Origin of the sequence: Azoarcus sp. TTM-91 (genome assembly GCF_012911025.1) — a bacterium.
Lineage (GTDB): Bacteria > Pseudomonadota > Gammaproteobacteria > Burkholderiales > Rhodocyclaceae > Azoarcus.
In genome coordinates this window covers 1-1,992 of the sequence record NZ_WUEI01000241.1, presented here as the reverse complement: position 1 = coordinate 1,992, position 1,992 = coordinate 1, and the positions used below count along the sequence as shown (strand labels likewise).

The 1,992-nt window shown below is 71.4% G+C and carries 2 protein-coding genes; both read left to right on the top strand.

The features are described from left to right. Positions 1-15 precede the first annotated feature (15 nt). Complete coding sequence (locus tag GRF61_RS23950) at positions 16-1,419, top strand: sigma 54-interacting transcriptional regulator (protein WP_169153125.1); 1,404 nt, start codon at positions 16-18, stop codon at positions 1,417-1,419. A gap of 221 nt (positions 1,420-1,640) precedes the next feature. Then, complete coding sequence (locus tag GRF61_RS23945; RefSeq protein WP_169153124.1) at positions 1,641-1,988, top strand: BON domain-containing protein; 348 nt, start codon at positions 1,641-1,643, stop codon at positions 1,986-1,988. Positions 1,989-1,992: the final 4 nt, after the last annotated feature.

Below are 1,992 nucleotides of genomic sequence, written 5' to 3'. Positions count from 1 at the left end.
CGCCAGGATCACGCCATGACGACAGCCCTGCACCACCCCACTGACGCCAGCGCCAGCCTGCTGCTGGTGGACGACGACACCGACCTGCTGCGCCTCCTCTCCATGCGCCTGGAAGCCAGCGGCTACCGCGTCGGCACCGCCGAAAGCGCCGACGCCGCCCTCTCCCGCCTGGCGGTGGAGCGCTACCACCTGGTGGTGAGCGACGTGCGCCTGCCCGACCGCGACGGCCTCGCCCTGTTCGAGGAAATCCGCAGCCTCTACCCGGCGCTGCCGGTGATCCTGCTGACCGCCCACGGCACCATCCCGGACGCGGTGGAAGCCACCTCCCGCGGCGTCTCCGGCTACCTCACCAAACCCTTCGACAGCCGCGAGTTGCTGGAACGCATCGCCCGCGCCCTGCGCCTGGCCGCGCCCGCCGGCCCGGCCGAGCACCCCGCCGACGAAGAATGGCGCAGCGAAATCGTCACCCACAGCGCGCGCATGCTCACCCTGCTGGACGAAGCCCGGCTGGTGGCCGCCTCCGACGCCAGCGTGCTCATCCGCGGTGAAAGCGGCACCGGCAAGGAGCTGCTCGCCCGCGCCATCCACCGCGCCAGCCCGCGCGCCGAGGCGCCCTTCGTCGCCATCAACTGCGGTGCCATCCCGGAGCAACTGCTGGAATCCGAACTCTTCGGCCATGTGCGCGGCGCCTTCACCGGCGCCACCACCGCCCACCGCGGCCTGCTGCAGGCGGCCGACGGCGGCACCCTGTTCCTCGACGAAATCGGCGACATGCCGCTGGCGCTGCAGGTAAAGCTGCTGCGGGTACTGCAGGAGCGCGCGGTGCGGCCGGTGGGGGCGACCCGCTCAGAAGCCATCGACGTACGCATCCTCTCCGCCACCCACCGCGACCTCGACGCCGCGCTGGCCGAGGGCCAGTTCCGCGAAGACCTCTACTACCGCCTCAACGTGGTCAACCTCGGCCTGCCGCCGCTGGCCGAGCGGCGGGAAGACATCCCGCTGCTGGCCAACCACTTCCTGCGGGTACTCGCCCACAAATACGGCAAGCGCCTGCGCGGCTTCGCCCCGGACGCGGTGGAAGCCCTCGCCGGCGCGCCCTGGCCGGGCAATGTGCGCCAGCTGCAGAACGTGGTGGAGCAAGCCTGCGCACTGGCCACCACGCCGCTGATTCCGCTCGCCCTGGTCGAACGCGCGCTGCGCCTGCGGCCGATGGACGCGCTGAGCTACAGCGAGGCCAAGCAGCGTTTCGAGCGCGGCTACCTGGTGCAACTGCTCAAGCTCACCGACGGCAACGTCTCCGACGCCGCCCGCCTGGCCGAGCGCAACCGCACCGAGTTCTACCGCCTGCTGCAGCGCCACGGCCTCAATCCCGACCTGTTCCGCGCCGAGCCGCGCGGCGTCGCTCCGGCCCGACAATGAAAACCCTGCGGATTCAAAGCACTGCGGCGAGCTGAAGGCAGCCGTCGCCGGCGGCCGACAGTTTTGCCCTTCCCGCCCACGCTTCTTCAACCGCAACCTCAACCCGGCCGCGCCAAGCCCCTGATCCCGCCCGGCTTTTCCCCGCCTGGCACAGCCCCTGCAAAGCCTGCTGCTCGCGGCCCAAGCGCCGCTGCAATCCACCGCTGTCGCAGGAGTTCCAGATGATCAGCCGCCAGACCGTGCTCGCCGTGCTCACCACCTCCGCCCTCGCCTTCTCCATCGGCACCGACCCCGCCCAATCCGCCAGCCTCGCCGCCGCCGCGGTGGAAAACGCCGAGCTGCCCAACGATAAAGATCCCGACCGCGGCCTGCGCCAGGACATCAAGACCGCCCTGCGCAGCGACCCCGCCCTGCGCGACGCCCATGTCGCCGTCGCCGCCCGGGACGGCCAGGTGCGGCTCGCCGGCGTGGTCGCCAGCGAAGAACAACGCCACCGCGCCCAGCAGGTGACGATGGCGGTAGCCGGCGTGCGGGAGGTGGATAACGGCCTGGAGATCGTCGGCCGGTAAGGGC

Bases quoted from the DNA above. Each gene is read 5' to 3' on its own strand.
- GRF61_RS23950 (WP_169153125.1), top strand. From the start codon at position 16: ATGACGACAGCCCTGCACCACCCCACTGACGCCAGCGCCAGCCTGCTG.
- GRF61_RS23945 (WP_169153124.1), top strand. From the start codon at position 1,641: ATGATCAGCCGCCAGACCGTGCTCGCCGTGCTCACCACCTCCGCCCTC.